Here is a 17511-nt window from a genome sequence, read left to right on the forward strand (position 1 = left end):
CTTAAATAGATAATACACCTACAAAGCGACGCCGTTTTATTGTTATAATCAAATGAGAATAGGCGAAATAAACGCCTACGCTTAAAGCGACTTAAATGACTCGACACACATTCATCAAGCGCTTAAAAATAAATAAAAAGTACATTTTATACAATTTAACCACCCATACTGTAAAAAATTAGGTATTACAATGCAACGACTTGCCCCTGCTTTACGTGAAGATAATGTGCCATTAGATCTCATTTCCCTAATAAAAACCATTTTAGCCGCCACAAAGGAAATATCATTTCGTGTAAGCCAAGCTCATCTTGGTGGGTTAATGGGTTCAACGCTAGATGAAAATATACAAGGTGAAGTACAAAAAAAACTCGACGTAGTTGCCAATGAACTCATTAAAGATATTTTGCTTGAGTCAGGTTTTGTTCGCGCAATTTCTTCTGAAGAAGAAGAGCATTCTGTCGTTGGTGATGAAAACGGTAAATTTATTGTCTCATTTGACCCATTAGACGGTAGCTCAAATATTGATATTAATTCGCTAATCGGTACCATCTTTTCAATACACGAAGCTCGAGATGATGTACCTGCAGGAGATTCTGCACAATTCCAACAAGCAGGCACTAAACAGGTATGTGCTGGTTATGTATTGTACGGTCCTTCAACCATGTTAGTCATGACAACAGGTAAAGGTACGCATTTTTATGTATTAGATCGTACTCATGGTGGTTTTTTATTAGTTGAACGCAATGTGCAAGTACCTAAAACCACTCAGGAATTTGCAGTAAATATGTCAAACCAACGGTTTTGGCAACCGCCAATGCAGCGTTATATTCAAGATTTAATAGCGGGTGATACCGGCCCTAGAGAAAAAAACTTCAATATGCGCTGGATTGCAGCCATGGTTGGCGATATTCATCGTGTATTAACGCGCGGTGGCATTTTTACTTACCCTGCAGATAGTAAAGATCCTAAAAAGCCTTTTAAATTAAGATTAATGTATGAAGCTAACCCTATGAGCTTCCTTATTGAACAAGCTGGTGGCCTAGCGGTGACCTCTCAAGAGCGTATTATGGACATTGAACCTGACGATATTCATCAGCGTGTTGAAGTCATTATGGGCTCAGAAGAAGAAGTTAACATCTGCTTAAATTACTACAAGTAATATTGTTAAATATATACCGTTAATCATCGTATTCTTTCTTGTACGGTGATTAACTTTTTCACAACACGATTGTTCGCTCACCTAATAAATACCTTCCAGAACCTTCAGTGATTGATGCTATAAATTTGTTAATATCATGTGTCAGTTTTCTTTACAAAAAGTTATTTGTACATTCGTACAAACTGGTTAACCTCTTGAATAAATGTAACTAATTTACTTGGCATATTTTGTGCAATCTCAAGTTGAATTTAATATTTATTAAGGTATAAGGACATGTTTAAAAAATTATTAACCTCTGCACTATTTGCCGCTACGGCACTTAGCGCACAAGCAAATACAATTGTAGACTTAGAACTACAACTTCTCGCCGATGTTTCAGGTAGTGTTGATTCCGGTGAATATGCATTACAGCTTCAAGGCTATGAACAAGCGTTTCGCTCTGCAAGCGTGCATGCAGCGATTGAAGCAGGCACCGAAGGTAAGATCGCTGTGCAATACCTTGAGTGGTCAGGCTCAAGTAGCCAAAGTGTACAAGTTGATTGGACACTGATTGATACCGCAGCTGATGCCATTGCTTTTGCCGACCAATTAGCATTACTATCAAGAGCTTTTAGTGGCTCTACTGGTATTGGCTCTGCAATTGCATTTGGCGCAACATTATTTGGCACAAACGATTTTGATGCCGCTCGTCAAGTAATGGATGTATCGGGTGATGGCACAAATAATGATGGTGTCAGTGTTACAACGGCACGAGACAATGCATTAGCTGGTGGAATTGACACTATTAATGGTATTACTATTGGTAGTGCAGGTGTTGGCACATATTATCAAAACAATGTAATTGGTGGTTTTAATGCCTTTCATCTACACGCAGCTACATTTGCGGATTTTCAAGCGGGTATTGAGCGTAAATTAATCAGAGAAATCTCAGCAACTGTTTCAGAGCCAGGTACTATTGCTATGGTAGGTTTAGCTTTATTTGGATTAGCGCGTATTCGTAGAAGCTAATTTTTATTAAAAGCTGATATAACAAGTTTAAAGTCGCTTATAGCTTAAGCGGCTTTTTTTTGTCTCCATTATTTTGCTAAAATACCCATAACGTTTTAATCGCTCACTACGACAGAGAAATATTTATGCCCAATTATGTTGTCGGTCACAAGATCCCTGACTCAGATTCCATTTGTTCAGCAATTGCTTTATCTTATTTAAAAACCGAACTTGGTGAACATACTGTACCCGCCCGTTTAGGCGAATTATCGCCTGAAACACTATTTATCTTAGATAAGTTTGGCTTTGAACAACCAGAGCTTAAACTAAGTTATGCAGGTGAAAGCTTATATATCGTTGATCATTCAGAACGCACACAAGGCCCTGATGACATCGATGACGCAACTATTTTAGGCATTATTGATCATCATAAGCTTGGCGATATTACTACTTCTACGCCATTAGAATGCTGGATACGTCCTGTTGGCTGTACTAACACCATTATCAAAATGATGTACGATTTTCACGGTATCGCTATCCCAAAAGATATCGCTGGCGCTATGATGTGTGCAATCTTATCTGATACCGTTATTTTCAAATCACCAACCTGTACCACTGCTGATATAAAGTGTGTTGAAGCGTTGGCTGAAATTGCAGGTATTGACGACCCACAAGCACTTGGTATGGAAATGTTCAAAGTAAAATCAGCGGTTGAAGACACACCAATACGAGACCTCGTTTTGCGTGACTTTAAAGATTTTGACATGAACGGCCACTTAGTTGGTATTGGGCAATTAGAAGTTATCGATTTAGCTATTTTTGATGATATTAAAGCTGAACTTGAAGCAGATATAGCAGCGTTAAAAGTAGAAGGTAATCGCCATAGTGTACTGTTATTGTTAACCGACATTATGAAAGAAGGCTCTGAAGTGTTAATAGTAAGTGATAATGGCGATTTAACTGCTAATGCGTTTGATAAAGCGTCTATAGACGGACGTGTATGGCTCGATGGTGTGCTATCTCGTAAGAAACAAGTGGTACCGCCACTGCAAAAATCTTTTTCTTAAGCGTATAGTTAACCTTATTTTTTTAGAAACTCAGCAAATGCTGAGTTTCTTGTTTCAGGGCAACGATAATGAACATTAACAATAGCGAGCGTTTATCTTTTCGTTTAATGGATAAAAACGATAAGCAATTATTATGGCAGCTCGATCAAGACTCCGAAGTGATGAAATTCATTACTGGCGGGAAAATATCATCAATGGAAAAAATTGAACACGTTTTTATACCACGAATGGAAGCTTACCTTAATAAAGAAAAAGGCTGGGGACTATGGCAAGTCAACCTTCTGACAGACAACACTTACCTAGGTTGGATTTTAATTCGTCCTATGCAGTTTTTTTCAGATCACCCTGAGCTCGATAATTTAGAAATAGGATGGCGATTCTTTAGGGACACCTGGGGGAAAGGGTATGCAACTGAAGCCGCTCAGCAGGTAATGCAATCCTTACATTTACAGTTGGGTTACAATCAGTTTAGTGCGATTGCAGATGAAGACAATCACGCCTCAATTAAAGTCATGAAAAAGCTAGGCATGCACTACGTAAAAACATACCACCACAAGGATCAATTAATTGATTGCCAAGTTGCCTATTATCAGGTTAATAAAAACCCTAATATATTGTAATAAAATTCTTTTCGTAGCGACTAAGCGACCACATAACTAAGAACAAGGATTTTTATGCAGTTGCTCGTCAATCAAGTATTAAAGCAGTACGCTACTGTAAAAGCAGTAAATCACTTAAGTTTTAACGTTAATCGCGGGGAAATATTCGCGTTATTAGGTCCTAATGGCGCTGGTAAATCTTCTTTAGTTAAAATGCTCACTGGATTTACAAAGCCAGATGCTGGCAATATTAGTGTAACAATAGACGATGTGGAATATGACGCCATACCCAATTGGGCACTAGGTTATTTGCCAGAAGATCGTGGTTTATATCCGGAGAAATCCGTTATCGATAACATTTGCTATTTTGCACAATTAAATGGCATGGCAAAAAACGATGCAAAAGAGCAGGCAGCTTTTTGGTTAGAAAAATTTGACTTAAGCGAACGTAAAAGCGACCAACTTAAATCCTTATCAAAAGGAAATCAGCAAAAAGTACAGCTGATCACCGCTGTTATTCATCAACCTCAATGGATAATACTCGATGAACCTTTTTCAGGCTTAGATCCAGTCAACCAAGAAAAAGTCGTTACCTTTTTACATGAACTGAAAAAGCTTGGTATGACAGTACTACTTAGTGCCCACCAAATGGCCATGGTTGAAAAAATCGCTGACCGTATCTTACTCATGAACAAAGGGGAAGCCGTTTTCTATGGCACCCTAGGTGAAATTACACAGCAATTAGGCAGTAATAACCTCGTTGTCGCGAGTTATATACATGCTATCGATCAGGAAAAAATAACGGAATTGTTTCCTAAAGACGATGTTGTGCAAATAAACGATACGAAATTACAAGTTGCATGTGCAGAAAAGGATCAATTAAACCACGTGACAGATAAACTCACTAAACTTGGTGCGCTTTCTTCTATTCAATGTCAACAAAGAGATCTACATCAAATTTATATCGATGCTATTGAACAACATGGAGAAATTGCACATGAAGCCTAACAAATCAAAACAAGTATGGCTCGTTACCTGTTGGGAGTTTATGCACTTTTTCAAATGGAAACAGGAACTTATTTCAAAGCTGATCATGATTGCAATTGCAGCAATCGTGTACTTTTGGCAAGTGGTTAAACATGATGACATTACGATTTATCAAATAGCCCTGACAAGTCAAAACGTTGTCTTACAAAATGCCGGACAATTTAATTTTGAATATGTTGATAATACATCGCTTTCAGCCTTTGAATTGTTACAGCAAGAAGAGAGTAAATATGACGCTGTTATCGCGATGGGTTCTAATAAGCCAAGTGAACAGCAGCAGCTCATTTTAACGGTAAATGATAAGCAAAGCTGGCATAGCAGCTTGAATACGGAAGTATTAAATCAGTACCGACAATCTATTGCTCAACAGTTAAACTTGCAACCTAATCAGCTAGCACTGCTTCAAACACCTGTTGCTATAACGCAACAGTACGCTGATCAAGCAATTAAATCTGAAGACGACGTTAGCGATACGATTGCAATCGTGATGATAGTGCTCATGGCTGTCGGTATATTTACCTCTTTCGGACAACTCTTTGCAAGTATTACAGGAGAAAAACAACAGCGTGTAACAGAGCAACTCTATTCGTGTATTAGCGCACAAAGCTGGATAGATGGTAAAATTCTAGGCCAACTACTCCATGCGATTAAAGCGATGGTCACCGCGGGTATTACCGGTTTGCTTGGATATGCTTTTATGTCAGTTGTGATAAACGATCAAAGTATTGACCTTACAATGATTGATTGGTCGTTTATCCCCTGGTTGTTTATCTTCTCACTTTTAGGTATTTACATCAGTACTGCATTTATCGCGGCTGTCGCTGCTGCTATTGATGACCCGAATCATAGTGCTAAAACGAGTATGATGTTATTACCACTGGTACCTGTCGCTTTAGTTTTTATGACCATGGATGATGCGTCTGGTTGGGCGATGAGTATACTAAGCTTTTTACCACTAACTTCGTTTGTAGCTATGCCAGTTAAAATGTCGCTCATTGATGTGCCGCTATGGCATACACTTTTATCGCTGCTATTAGGTATTGCTTTAGCCGCGTGGTTAAGATCAGGTGCGGCAAGAATGTTTAAAATGGGTATGACTATGTACGGCAAAGAACCAAGCGTAGGTATGATGTTTAAATGGATGATTAAAGAGCCTAAATAACCTTTTTTATATGAGCCTATCCAAAGAATGGTAGGCTCAATATATAAATAACGTTTTATTTAGTTAGTTTTTTACGCGTCACTAAACCTAATAACGTTAAGCTTAATAAGGCAATTGTACCTGGTTCAGGTACCGTTACTGGCGTGGTATCATGACCAACACCACCAACATTGGTTAAATTTTCCCCTGAAATATCAAAGGCATAAAATGAAGTTCTATCGTTATCATCAGCATCAACAAAATTTGTCGTATCTGATAAAGACCATTCACCTGTTACCAAATCACCTGAAATGTAATCGCTGTCGAATTGCGTTAATACTGCAAAGTATGAACCAGTGTTTAACGTTCTTGAAATGAATGCATCCCAACTGTTACCACTTGTAGCTGATACAACATTAGAACCATCGTCATCAGATTCAAGAAGGTTACCAAGGCTATCAAAAATAAACAATTGACTGTCAAAGCCACCGTCAGCAATGGTAGTTCCTTCAGCATTTACACCGCCAGCATAACCCCAGCTTGTTAATTCAACCAACGAATTGTCAGTAGCAACGTCAAAGCTGATATAAAAACGACTTTCATCGTTATCAAAATTACCTGTAAACGATTCTGTAATAAGCGTTGCATTTGCCGTTAGGCTCATCATCAGTGCTGCTGCTGCCGAGATAAATTTTTTCATTCTATTAAATACCTTTCTTAATTAATTACTGCTGAGCAGCATAAAGCAAAAAAACGAACCAATAATATATAAGCAATATTTTTCAATTAGTTACATATTTCACCTTCGAATTATTATTATTTTTAAAACAGAGTGTAAACAAACCTGACACTAATTTTATCAATAAAAACGGTAACTTATGGTTAAATATCACACAAAGAAGAGGCAGTACGAATTTCATGGAATGCAAAAGTTGATCATATTTTGTGATCATAGAGGGCGATATTTAACTATTTAGACCCAGTTATAAAAAAGCTAGCGAAACGCCGGGCTATTGAATGAACTTGGAGCTACCAATTATGTTATTGGTAGCTTTTTACTTTTTCCAAAGTAATGTTAAATAAAAACAGTGCATTAACTATTCACATTAAATAAGCCAAAAGCTAAATCATTACAGTTAGCATATAATTTTCAGGATGTTATGATGCCTTTTTAAGCGTACATGCCTTTTACTGTTGATTACGGTTTTCAAAATTGCTAATTTAGAAAGTTATAAAGCAGTTACAAGGAAAGTAATGCAAATCGTATTCAGCCTAATTTTGTTTCTATTCTCAACCTTCAGTATATCTAAAGAGATTAATCCTGCCGATTGGTTACTCTGGCATAAGGTTGAAACTGAGTTACCTTATTCATCAACGTTAACAATTTATCCACCCGTAATGCTTTATGCAGAAAATGGAGTGCTTAGAGGCTCTATTTCTGCACCTTACTCTCTTAGCGGCAATAACAATAGAGTTATTAATGAATTTTTAATTACAGTCATGGATGCGCGAGGAAATACTCATTTTCTTGAACCTAAACTGGAATCAGTGGGCTTTGTTAATGATACTGGTATTAGTATGTCCTCTCTTAGCTCTAACTCTTTCCATAACGGTAAAATTCAAATCCAGCTTTACAAAACTAATTCAGTAGAGAATCGTCAGGAGTTGTCTGATAGAAATAAAAAAGACATGACTAGACAACAAGGAATTGAAAATGCTTTAACCAACATAAGAATTCCTAAACCAGTTTTAGGAGAAGTATGGCCCATTAAAGCTTTAACATTACAAGGACAGAATATAGATGTGATCATCTCTTCATCAAAATTCACAATAATCCAACTTTATAGTGAATTTTGTGGTTTCTGTAGAAAAGCAATTCCTTTGAATAACGCATTGAATGCTTCTGAGAATATTAAAGTTATAGGTATAGCTGGAACAAACAATTTTAACGCATTTAAGAGACACTTAAATACTAGTAGACTTGAATACTCGTTCATTACTTATGAAGACGACTACGCAGAATCAGCTCTGTTAGAAGCTACAGGACAACAGGGTTTCCCTACGTATTTTGTTCTGGACGCGACAAAGCAAGTACTCGGAATTTTTGTAGGGAACTCTTCTCTTGAGAGGTGGCTAGCAGCTCAAGCGATATAACATGAAATTACTTTGCCTTTCTGCTCAACAGGTGTATCTTTTCTTGGTTAAGGCTAAAGCTGAGTATGTGGTAATCCTCCCGAAAAATAGTTGACGTCAAAAGTGGAATTTCTCGTAAAATGATCGAAGGAGATCCTATGACCACCTTTATGCGGATTTAAGCCTGTTATCTCTGTGTCTAAGAAGACCTATCTCGTCATAATTCCCCACGCCACTGAAGGGGTTATAGGTGATTTGACTGGTTTTTATAGTATATTGTTGAAATTTAAATACTAATTGTAATGTATATTGAAGTTAATCTAGATTAAATATAGGTTGATTTTGGTGTAGGTTATTGTTTTATAAAAATAAGAATATAAAAAAGCCACTATTAAGAAACAGTGGCCTCCAAGCTCATTCAGTAGCCCAGCGAAACGCTAGCCTTTTAAACACTAATGTCTAAATCAGTAATTCACATGCATACACTAAACGTATTACACCCGCTCAAACACCGTTGCTATACCTTGACCTAAACCAATACACATCGTTGCTAAGCCAATGTTTGCATCTTTACCTTCCATCAAATTGATTAAAGTAGTTGAAATGCGGGAGCCTGAACATCCTAATGGGTGACCTAGTGCAATCGCTCCACCGTTTAGGTTGATCATGTCATCCATTTTATCTTCAATGCCAAGCGCTCTCACACATGATAATGCTTGTGCAGCAAAGGCTTCATTAAATTCAGCCAGTTCAATATCTTCAATAGTAAGACCAGCACGTTTTAATGCTTTTTTTGTAGCTGGAACTGGACCATAACCCATGGTTGAAGGATCACAACCCGCAACGCCCATACCTCTAATTTTAACCCGTGGCGTTAACCCCATCGCAGCCGCTTTTTCAGCTGACATCACTAACATTGCTGACGCACCATCAGAAAGCGCAGAAGAAGTACCTGCGGTGACTGTACCGTTAGCAGGGTCAAATACAGGACGTAAACCTGACAATGTTTCAATGGTCGTTTCAGGACGAATGACTTCATCATGATCGATCATGGTAAGTGCGCCAGTGACTGAATCATGCCCTTGAGTAGCAACTATTTCACTTGCCCAACGACCTTCAATAGTCGCTTCATGTGCTTTTTGGTGTGACCGCGCGCCAAAGGCATCTTGTTGCTCACGAGTAACACCATGTTGTCTACCAAGCAATTCGGCGGTCAATCCCATATTACCCGCAGCACGTGAGATGTATTTGCTTAATGCTGGATCAAAATCAACATCATACATCATCGGTACATGGCCCATATGCTCAACACCACCAATGATATAAACATCTCCCTGTTCGGCCATAATGTTCGTTGCTGCATCATGTAATGCTTGCATTGAAGAACCACATAAACGGTTTACTGTAACAGCACCAACATGCTTGGGAATATCTGTTAACAATTGTGCATTTCTGGCAATATTAAAGCCTTGTTCTTTGGTTTGTTTAACATTACCCCAAATAATATCTTCAATCGAATTAGGATCTAAATTTGGATTTCTAACTAACAACTGCTGCATCAAATGTGCAGACAATGTTTCAGCACGTGTATTTCGGAAAATACCAGCTTTTGAACGCCCCATTGGTGTGCGAATACAATCAACAATTACGACTTCTTTCATGTTCTTCTCCTAGGCAGTTTTAACGTCAGTGGAAAAATATGATTTACCTTCAGCAGCCATATTACGTAGACCATCTGTTACTTGGTAAATCTCACCTAAATGCGCATATTTATCTGCCATCGCGATAAAATTATCTAAGCCCAATGTTTCTAAATATCGTATTGGGCCACCTCTAAACGGTGGAAATCCTAAGCCGTAGATTAAGCCCATATCTGCTTCAGCGGCTGAACCTACAACCCCTTCTTCTAAACAACGTACCACTTCATTAACCATCGGCACCATTAAGCGTGCAATAATTTCTTCGCTGGTAAAGTCTTTTTGTTCAACTTCGAATAATTGATAGGCTTTCTCTGAGGCAACCTTAGTTGGTTTACCTCGTTTATCTTTTCCGTAATCATAGAAGCCATGGCCATTTTTCTGACCAAAACAATTTGCTTGGTATAATTTACTTACGGGATCATTGTCAATTTTAGCCATGCGAGTAGGAAAGCCTTCAGACATAACGCCTGTACAATGATCAGCAGTATCAATTCCAACAACATCGAGCAGATATGCTGGGCCCATTGGCCAACCAAACTGTTTTTCCATCACTTTATCAACGGCTGTAAAGTCAGCACCTTCAAGTACCAACTGACTAAAACCAGCAAAATAAGGAAAAAGTACACGGTTAATATAAAAACCAGGGCAATCATTCACAACAATAGGCGATTTACCCATCTTTGCTGCGTATGCAACAACAGCAGCAACGGTTTCGTCAGAAGTATCTTTACCGCGAATCACTTCAACCAGTGGCATTTTATGTACAGGATTGAAAAAATGCATACCGCAAAATTTATCTTTTCGCTTAACACTTTGCGCTAATAAATCGATAGAAATCGTTGAAGTATTTGACGTTAAAATAGCATCTTCAGCAACAGCTGCTTCCACTTCGGCAAGTACCATGCCTTTTACTTTAGGGTTTTCAACAACCGCTTCCACAACGATATCAGCATCTTTTACACCCTCATAGCTTAACGTTGGTGTAATATTATTCAGTACGCCAGCGAGCTTTTTCGCATTAATACGACCTCGATCGGCTAGCTTGGTTAATATGCCAGCAGCCGTGCTTAAACCTAAATCAAGTGCTTCATTATTGATATCTTTCATGACGATTGGCGTACCTTTATACGCCGATTGATATGCTATACCACCACCCATGATACCGGCACCAAGCACTGCAGCACGGTCAACTTGTTTAGTTGCCATTTTACTGGCTTTTTTCGCTTTACCTTTAACAACTTGATCTGCTAGAAACAACCCTATTTGAGCTGTTGCAGCTTCGGTTTTTGCAAGCTTTGCAAAGCCTTCATTTTCTAATGCCATTGCGCCACTACGATCAAGATCAGCTGCGGCTTCAATCACATTGATCGTCGCCATTGGTGCAGGGTAATGTTTACCCGCTTTTGCAGCAACCATGCCTTTACAGGTATTGAACGTCATCACTTTCTCTGTTGCAGATAACGTCAAGGGTGATAACTTAGGTTGGCGTTTAGCTCGCCAATCTAGTTTTCCAGCAATCGCTTCATGTAAAGTACTTAGCGCTGCTACACGTAATTGCTCTGGCTCAACAACGGCATCCAATACACCTGTTGCCAATGCTTGTGCAGGTTTAAATGCTTTACCCGTAGACATCCATTCAATCGCATTATCGGCACCTATTACACGAGGTAGCCTAACAGTACCGCCAAAACCAGGCATTAATCCTAATTTTACCTCAGGTAGGCCGATTGAAACCGTTGTATCAGCAATACGGTAATCACAAGCTAATGACATTTCACAACCACCGCCTAGTGCAAAGCCATTAAGTGCCACAACCGTTGGCATAGCTAAATCTTCAAAAGCGTCGAATACATCAGAGCCATTTTTAATCCATGGAATAAGTTCATCTACCGGCTGTTTGAATGTTTCTAGAAATTCAGTGATATCAGCACCGACAATAAAGTTGGATTTACCAGAGGTCACTAATACCCCTTTGGCATCTTTACACTGTTTTATCGCTTCAATGACTGCGATGAATTCTTTAAAAGTTTCCTGGTCAAACTTATTTACTGAACCTTCGGCGTCGAACTTAAACTCAACAACTCCAGCATCCAGTAGTTCGGCAGAAAGGCTTTTGCCTTGAAATAACATGCCTAGTCTCCTCACCTATTGAAATAAAAAGGGCTAACAATAAGGCGTACTGTATAAACATACGCCAACGTTCAGCACGTTGTTAACGTGCGTATTCTAATAATAGTCGAATGAGTGTGCCTTGAAAGAAAATGAAAAGCAAATTTTTTAAACAAGCGTTTAAATTATGCGTTTCACTGTGAATTAAACACCACTTCCCAATGCTTCATATGTGCTGATGAAGCATTGGGAAGTTGATAATTAGCCACTGTGCATCAAGTAAGCTCTGACACTAAGAAGTGAAGTAGGCTGAATAAACATCAACCTACTTACGATGCATCTACGTTATACAATTAGTCACTTTGTAACGCATCGATAGGATCTAGTTGCGAGGCTTTAATGGCAGGGTACACACCAAACGTTAATCCCACTAACGCACAAATAGAAAAAGAAAGGATAATGGCCGTTAATGACCAAGAAACTGCCCAGTCAGAATAAAGCGCGATCGCCTCAGAGAGTAAAATACCAAAAACAACGCCTATCAAGCCTCCTAAAATAGAGATAGTAAAGCTTTCAGCCATGAACTGCATTTGAATGTCTTTTTGTGTTGCACCAACAGCGCGTAATAGACCAATTTCTTTGGTGCGCTCTAGCACTGTTGCAAGCATAATATTCATAATTCCAATTCCCCCAACGAGCAATGAAATTCCCGCAACACATGACATAACAATATTGAAAATTTGCTGGGTTTGTTTCTGTTGTGCTAGTAACTGTGCTGGCACCGTCATTTCAAAATCATCAACGTCATTATGGCGCCTAGTCAATAAATGCTCGATTGAAGCAGCAGCAAGTGTCGGATCAACATCTTCTACTAATTTAAACTTTATACTAGAGAGTTCGCTAGAGAGCGTTTTACGCTTAAACTTATAAATCGCAGTGTTTAACGGAATAAATAATTGGTCTTGTTCGTTACCTAATTTAACGCCTTGAAACTCTGACTTTTTTAACATTGGATTGTATATTACGCCAACAACTTTAAACCATAAGTGATTAATTTTAACGTTTTGGCCTACGGCATCATTTTGTGGAAACAATTGCTTTGCTGCGTTACTACCTAACACAACCACTTGCTTATATTCGATGTGATCTTGCTTAGTTAAGAGCCGTCCATCAGCAACCGTTAAACTAGAAAGCTCAAAGTAACTTGGGCTTACACCCACGGCTTCTGTTTTAGATTGTCCTTGCGCGCTAAATATCGTATATGTGTCAATGACCTTTTGTGCACTGAATGCTTCGATAAAGGGTAAAGATGCTAGCGCAATTTCACCATCACGAATAGTGAGTCCAGATGAATGCTTGCGTTGCTCTTTTAATTCCTGTTCTTCAAATGATTTACTGTCTACGATTAGGTTTCTTAGCCCCATAGTTTCAATCATTTTCATTGCTTCTCGCTCAGCACCTTCGCCAATATTTAACATAGCAATAACGGCACCAACACCAAAAACCATACCCAGAAGCGTTAAAAGCGTACGTAGCTTATGCTGTGCGAGCTCTGCTAGCGTGTCATAAAACATCGCAACGTATTTCATTAACTTACTCCTCTTTCAACAAGCGATATTTCTTGTCCCGGCTTAAGACCTTGTTCAATCACTGCATGGCTTAAACTTGTTTGTCCAAGTTTAACCGGCGTTTTTTCAAACTTTCCTTGTGTATATAGCCAAACAAATTGCTCATTGTTTTGTGAGAAAACCGCTTGCAGCGGTACCACTAGCTTCTCTTTCGGTGGTTGAATCATGATGGTGGCTGTTACTTTTCTACCCGGTACAAATAATGAAGGTTGCTGTTCAGAAAGCACTACAATTACTTCAAAATACTTTTGCGGATCGCCTCTTTCAATAGAGCTAGGATACGCCGAAATACTTTCTACTTTACCATTAAAACGTTTACTTACATCTGCGTTTAATAAAAAAGAAACAGGCGCATCTTTGGTTAAATCAATCGCTTCTTTTTCTGCCACAAATAATTTTACCTTCATTTCTTGAATATCAGGTAATTCTGCAATTTTTTGACCTGGCCAGTACATCTGTCCTGGTCGAGATTTTTCGCCTCGCCAATTACTTTGATAAACAATCATACCGTCATGCGGTGCTTTAATCTCAAGCTTCGAAAGGCTGTCTTCCAACATATTTAAATTAGTTTGATGCTGATTTTTTTTCATTTCTAACAAGCTCATTTCACCCGATGAACTTTCGCTAAAGTTGCCTTCCTTCCATTCAAGGTACTCTTGTTTAGTGCCTAAATATTGGCTGTCTTGCATTGATTCTAATATCTCAAGTTTTGACAAAATACGCTCATCTTCAATGGCGAATTTATCGGCAAAAGTCTTCTCTTCTCCCACTAACGTGATATCTTTATTAATGCTCGTTAACTCTTTATTAAGCTGGCCGGATTTATCTTGTATATCTTGTAACGTCATGTTGAGTTCATTAAGCTTAGCTTCTTTACTTTTAACCATCACCTCACCATCAAATTTGGCAATGATTTCACCTTGTTTAACAAACGCATACTCCGGAGCTAACCAAGAAAGTACCTGAGAACCACTGCGTGATATCGGTGTACTAATAACCGTCGCTTTAGCGGCGAAAAGCTCACCTCTTGCTGGAATTTGAATAGAGAAATTATCGTGTTGAACGGTGTAAAGTAATGGTTTAGCCGTTTGTTCACTACAACCTAAAAGCACAGAAATAAACGTAATTAGCAGTATTATTTTCTTCATTATTCGTCTCCTGCCTTTCTTGCTTTACTTGTTGTAGGCAGTACTTCAATACGTGCACTCATGCCCGGGCGCATCACTTTCAAGTTGATATCATCGAGTGAAATCACCGCGTCGATTACCCGGGTTTTATCTTGGTGAGACTTATCACGAAATACACGCCCCATTTCTGCTATTTTGCCTTCATAGGTCACTTCATTGGCACTATCTAAAAGTATTTTAACTGTTTGTCCTTCACTCACTTTGCCGCTGTCTGGTTCAGTAATTTGTGCAAGTACTTGCATCTCTTCAAGTACTGCAAGTTCAATAATCGGTTGGCCAAATTGTATATTTTCACCAACCGCTGGCTTTTCACCTTGCCAATTAGCGCGATATATCACCATGCCATCGATTGGCGCTTTCACTTTCAATTTTTCCTTATCAGCTAATAAGGCATTCACCTTTGAGGTAATACGGTTAACTTTTCCGGTAAGGCGTTTTAAATTCATCACTGAGTTTTTACGATGGAACGCCAAGCGTTTATTGGCCATCACTAAATCACTTTCAGCAATGGTAAAATCTATCTTTGCTTTTCTTCTGTCGTTATCTGATTGACTATTATCAACAATGTTAATTCGCCGTTGTGACTTATCAAATTCCATTTGTTTTTCGGCCAAGGCAAGGATTAACTCTTGTTCTTTTTCTTGTTCTCTATTTTGTTTATTTTCCAACTCTTTTTTTGCTTGTTGCAATTTAGCTTGTTCATCTCTCAAACGATCTGAGGTCTTTTTATCATCAAAGGCAACCAGTAATTGACCAGCGTTGACTTTACTGTTGTCTGGCACAAGTGTTTTAATTTGATATTGCCACATATGACCAACAGAGGGCGGTGCAATTAATGCTGATGTTTTAGATTCAAGCTCGCCACTTGCGGTGATGATAGCCATTTTTTCAGACTGAACTTTTGATACGCTTTTAACTTCACTACATGACATTAAAGTGAAACAGCAGGCGATTAAAAATATATATTTCACGATTTTTCTCCTGCAAGCGCTATTTGCACACTCATGCCAGGCAATAATATAAACTTCGGTTTTTCCGCTAATTCAAACTTAAGGCGATAATAAACATCTTCACCCCACTCTTTGCGCACCTCTGGCTGTGTAGAAATATTTAATAACGACGTTGTAAATTGATGCTGAGGGTAAGCATCAAATATTAGCTTACCAGTGCTACCTTTTGATACTTTTTTATAGTCAACTTCGTGCAACCACGCCTCAATAAACATCCCTTTTGAGGACGGAATTTCAGCTATTTTCCAAGAAGGCTGAGCTGTCATGCCAACAAATACTTTTTCACCATTCCACGGATGAGAACCATAAATAACAGGCCCTTCACGTTCCGCATTAAGGCTCATTTGTTTAAGCTTGTATTGATTGTAAGATAACGAACGTTGATGTTTTTCAATGGTGAGTTTTTTCTTGGTGACATTCACTTCATTGGTGATGTTGACTTGCACTAAATTATCTTTTGCTTTGGCATGAGCGATGAGCGCCTTTTCATAATCAAGCTGATTTTTTTCATAATCGAATTGGCTAATGAACTGTTTACCAACACTTGCATCAATTTTCGCTTTTTCTAACAACAAGGCTGTACGCTTCACTTGATGCTGTGCCTCCAAAAGATTTTGAGTGGCCTCTGAAGTAACACGATGTAATTCATCTTCTGCGACAATTAAATTTGTTTCGGCTTGTTCAATGTTGCTGAGTATTGAGCCACTATCGAACACCACTACCACATCGCCTTCTTTGGCTACCTCTCCCTCTGGCAACATCCATTGTACTTGACTTCGCCAATTATCCGTTTTCGGTGAATAGAACACTTGGCTTTCATTTGCTTTAACCCGACCCGAAAGCAACATACTTTCTTGTGCTATTACATGTGACGCCATTAGTGTTAAAAACAAGATTAAGCAACGCATGATGTATCCTCTATAATTTTACCGTCGCGCATTCTGATCACGCGTTGTGCATATTCAGCAATATCTTCTTCATGAGTCACTAACACGATGGTTTGCCCTAATTGATGCAAAGACACTAACAAATCCATAATTTCATACGATGTTTTGCTGTCTAAATTTCCGGTAGGCTCATCAGCAAAAATCACTTGTGGTTCATTAACTAAAGCACGCGCAATAGCAACACGTTGGCGTTGGCCACCTGACATTTCAAAAGGTTTATGATGTGCTCTATCAGTTAAGCCCACTTTCGCTAGCATGGCTTCACCTTTCGCAACCGCTTGTTCAGCGGTATATTGTGAATACCTTAAAGGCACAGTGACATTCTCTAAGGCGGTTAATCGCGGTAACAAATGAAACGTTTGAAAAATGAAACCTATTTTTCGATTGCGAATTTGCGATAACGACTCATCATCCATTTGTTGAATACTCTGTCCGGATAATAAATATTCACCCGACGTTGGTGTATCTAACGCACCAAGTATATTCATTAAACTTGACTTACCGGAGCCTGACTGCCCCATTACAGCTACAAATTCGTTATCATTAATTGATAAAGAAACATTATCTAACGCGATAACTTCTGAGGCATCATGCCCATACACGCGAGAAACATTATTTAGCGTAATCATAGCGTCCTATCTTACTGTTATATATTACTTTTAAATATACCGAGAAAAAAACATAATAGCTTTTATCAATAGACACCAATTGTTACAGAATGTAAAATTAATAACCAATAAAAATGTGCGTTTTTATCGCCGTAACCGTTAAAATAACGCTTTGAGTCACTAGCTCAC

Annotated in this window: 15 protein-coding genes; 7 read left to right on the forward strand and 8 right to left on the reverse strand. The window is 38.6% G+C overall.

Translation table 11 applies throughout. The features are described 5' to 3' along the window. Window positions 1–190: 190 nt before the first annotated feature. The 6 genes from QUE72_RS16930 (at window position 191) to QUE72_RS16955 (ending at window position 6021) form a co-directional block, all read left to right on the forward strand. The gene (locus QUE72_RS16930; protein WP_286270303.1) at window positions 191–1159 is read left to right on the forward strand and encodes a class 1 fructose-bisphosphatase; all 969 of its coding nucleotides are present in this window, start codon (window positions 191–193) and stop codon (window positions 1157–1159) included. A gap of 273 nt (window positions 1160–1432) precedes the next feature. Then, window positions 1433–2167, forward strand: coding sequence for a DUF1194 domain-containing protein (locus tag QUE72_RS16935; RefSeq protein ID WP_286270305.1), 735 nt, complete (start codon window positions 1433–1435; stop codon window positions 2165–2167). Window positions 2168–2292: 125 nt separating this feature from the next. Continuing rightward, the gene (locus QUE72_RS16940) at window positions 2293–3213 is read left to right on the forward strand and encodes a manganese-dependent inorganic pyrophosphatase (RefSeq protein ID WP_074496388.1); all 921 of its coding nucleotides are present in this window, start codon (window positions 2293–2295) and stop codon (window positions 3211–3213) included. Between the two features lie 68 nt (window positions 3214–3281). Continuing rightward, on the forward strand, window positions 3282–3833 hold the full coding sequence (locus QUE72_RS16945) for a GNAT family N-acetyltransferase (RefSeq protein WP_286270308.1): 552 nt from the start codon (window positions 3282–3284) through the stop codon (window positions 3831–3833). Window positions 3834–3887: 54 nt separating this feature from the next. Then, window positions 3888–4820, forward strand: a complete 933-nt coding sequence (locus QUE72_RS16950) for an ABC transporter ATP-binding protein (protein WP_286270310.1) — start codon at window positions 3888–3890, stop codon at window positions 4818–4820. Further along, complete coding sequence (locus QUE72_RS16955) at window positions 4810–6021, forward strand: ABC transporter permease (RefSeq protein WP_286270311.1); 1212 nt, start codon at window positions 4810–4812, stop codon at window positions 6019–6021. The genes QUE72_RS16950 and QUE72_RS16955 overlap by 11 nt, the downstream gene beginning before the upstream one ends. A gap of 55 nt (window positions 6022–6076) precedes the next feature. Here the strand turns inward: QUE72_RS16955 and QUE72_RS16960 are convergent, their stop codons facing one another. Continuing rightward, window positions 6077–6700, reverse strand: a complete 624-nt coding sequence (locus QUE72_RS16960; protein WP_286270313.1) for a DVUA0089 family protein — start codon at window positions 6698–6700, stop codon at window positions 6077–6079. Window positions 6701–7254: 554 nt separating this feature from the next. Between QUE72_RS16960 and QUE72_RS16965 the strand changes: the two genes are divergently transcribed. Continuing rightward, window positions 7255–8154 carry a TlpA family protein disulfide reductase gene (locus QUE72_RS16965; RefSeq protein ID WP_286270314.1) on the forward strand — a complete coding sequence of 300 codons (900 nt, stop codon included), beginning with the start codon at window positions 7255–7257 and terminating at the stop codon, window positions 8152–8154. A gap of 473 nt (window positions 8155–8627) precedes the next feature. On the opposite strand, the gene fadA is transcribed toward QUE72_RS16965, so the two are convergent. The 7 genes from fadA to QUE72_RS17000 all read right to left on the reverse strand — a co-directional run bounded on the left by fadA (window position 8628) and on the right by QUE72_RS17000 (window position 17343). After that, window positions 8628–9794, reverse strand: coding sequence for an acetyl-CoA C-acyltransferase FadA (gene fadA, locus QUE72_RS16970; RefSeq protein WP_074496382.1), 1167 nt, complete (start codon window positions 9792–9794; stop codon window positions 8628–8630). A gap of 9 nt (window positions 9795–9803) precedes the next feature. After that, on the reverse strand, window positions 9804–11963 hold the full coding sequence (gene fadB / locus QUE72_RS16975; RefSeq protein WP_286270316.1) for a fatty acid oxidation complex subunit alpha FadB: 2160 nt from the start codon (window positions 11961–11963) through the stop codon (window positions 9804–9806). A gap of 332 nt (window positions 11964–12295) precedes the next feature. Continuing rightward, on the reverse strand, window positions 12296–13531 hold the full coding sequence (locus QUE72_RS16980; RefSeq protein WP_074496380.1) for an ABC transporter permease: 1236 nt from the start codon (window positions 13529–13531) through the stop codon (window positions 12296–12298). Beyond that, entirely contained in the window at window positions 13531–14718 is a 1188-nt protein-coding gene (locus QUE72_RS16985) for an efflux RND transporter periplasmic adaptor subunit (protein WP_286270317.1), read from the reverse strand. Before QUE72_RS16985 ends, QUE72_RS16980 begins: the two co-directional genes overlap by 1 nt. Further along, window positions 14718–15728: an HlyD family secretion protein gene (locus QUE72_RS16990; protein WP_286270319.1), complete on the reverse strand. Its 1011-nt coding sequence runs from the start codon at window positions 15726–15728 to the stop codon at window positions 14718–14720. Before QUE72_RS16990 ends, QUE72_RS16985 begins: the two co-directional genes overlap by 1 nt. Then, window positions 15725–16675 carry an HlyD family secretion protein gene (locus tag QUE72_RS16995; protein ID WP_286270320.1) on the reverse strand — a complete coding sequence of 317 codons (951 nt, stop codon included), beginning with the start codon at window positions 16673–16675 and terminating at the stop codon, window positions 15725–15727. Before QUE72_RS16995 ends, QUE72_RS16990 begins: the two co-directional genes overlap by 4 nt. Beyond that, on the reverse strand, window positions 16663–17343 hold the full coding sequence (locus tag QUE72_RS17000) for an ABC transporter ATP-binding protein (protein ID WP_286270322.1): 681 nt from the start codon (window positions 17341–17343) through the stop codon (window positions 16663–16665). The genes QUE72_RS16995 and QUE72_RS17000 overlap by 13 nt, the downstream gene beginning before the upstream one ends. Window positions 17344–17511: the final 168 nt, after the last annotated feature.

This window comes from Thalassotalea hakodatensis (genome assembly GCF_030295995.1).
Taxonomy (GTDB): domain Bacteria; phylum Pseudomonadota; class Gammaproteobacteria; order Enterobacterales; family Alteromonadaceae; genus Thalassotalea_C; species Thalassotalea_C hakodatensis.

Bases quoted from the DNA above. Each gene is read 5' to 3' on its own strand.
- QUE72_RS17000 (WP_286270322.1), bottom strand. From the start codon at position 17,343: ATGATTACGCTAAATAATGTTTCTCGCGTGTATGGGCATGATGCCTCA.
- fadA (WP_074496382.1), bottom strand. From the start codon at position 9,794: ATGAAAGAAGTCGTAATTGTTGATTGTATTCGCACACCAATGGGGCGT.
- QUE72_RS16955 (WP_286270311.1), top strand. From the start codon at position 4,810: ATGAAGCCTAACAAATCAAAACAAGTATGGCTCGTTACCTGTTGGGAG.
- QUE72_RS16950 (WP_286270310.1), top strand. From the start codon at position 3,888: ATGCAGTTGCTCGTCAATCAAGTATTAAAGCAGTACGCTACTGTAAAA.
- QUE72_RS16940 (WP_074496388.1), top strand. From the start codon at position 2,293: ATGCCCAATTATGTTGTCGGTCACAAGATCCCTGACTCAGATTCCATT.
- QUE72_RS16935 (WP_286270305.1), top strand. From the start codon at position 1,433: ATGTTTAAAAAATTATTAACCTCTGCACTATTTGCCGCTACGGCACTT.
- QUE72_RS16995 (WP_286270320.1), bottom strand. From the start codon at position 16,675: ATGCGTTGCTTAATCTTGTTTTTAACACTAATGGCGTCACATGTAATA.
- QUE72_RS16980 (WP_074496380.1), bottom strand. From the start codon at position 13,531: ATGAAATACGTTGCGATGTTTTATGACACGCTAGCAGAGCTCGCACAG.
- QUE72_RS16985 (WP_286270317.1), bottom strand. From the start codon at position 14,718: ATGAAGAAAATAATACTGCTAATTACGTTTATTTCTGTGCTTTTAGGT.
- QUE72_RS16965 (WP_286270314.1), top strand. From the start codon at position 7,255: ATGCAAATCGTATTCAGCCTAATTTTGTTTCTATTCTCAACCTTCAGT.
- QUE72_RS16960 (WP_286270313.1), bottom strand. From the start codon at position 6,700: ATGAAAAAATTTATCTCGGCAGCAGCAGCACTGATGATGAGCCTAACG.
- QUE72_RS16945 (WP_286270308.1), top strand. From the start codon at position 3,282: ATGAACATTAACAATAGCGAGCGTTTATCTTTTCGTTTAATGGATAAA.
- fadB (WP_286270316.1), bottom strand. From the start codon at position 11,963: ATGTTATTTCAAGGCAAAAGCCTTTCTGCCGAACTACTGGATGCTGGA.
- QUE72_RS16930 (WP_286270303.1), top strand. From the start codon at position 191: ATGCAACGACTTGCCCCTGCTTTACGTGAAGATAATGTGCCATTAGAT.